This window comes from Streptomyces sp. P17 (assembly GCF_032436805.1).
Taxonomy (GTDB): Bacteria; Actinomycetota; Actinomycetes; order Streptomycetales; family Streptomycetaceae; genus Streptomyces.
Genome location: NZ_JAVRBF010001107.1, coordinates 1 through 257 on the forward strand (window position 1 = coordinate 1; position 257 = coordinate 257).

The following is a 257-nucleotide window of genomic DNA, read 5'->3' on the forward strand; positions in this document are numbered from 1 at the left end:
GCCTATTACAATCGGTGATTATGATCCAGTTTTGTTTATTTCCAATTCGGAAACAGGCGCATGGTGCCGTTATACCAATTGGGACGCTCGCGCTATGTGCGTATTCCAAGGTGAAATGTATTTTGGCGGGCCTAATGGCGAAGTGTTCAAAGCTAATGTAACCGGCATGGACAACGGCTCTGTTTACACCGGCGTCTATATTCCATTGTTTGACGATCTTGGTTCGCCAGCCAATCTGAAAATTCCAAAGATGGGGC

General features: G+C 46.3%; 1 protein-coding gene. It reads left to right on the forward strand.

Features of this window, described 5'->3' with window-relative positions; translation table 11 throughout:
* Positions 1-257: hypothetical protein (locus RMT89_RS44100; RefSeq protein ID WP_315889382.1), on the forward strand; the 257-nt coding region annotated here is incomplete at both ends.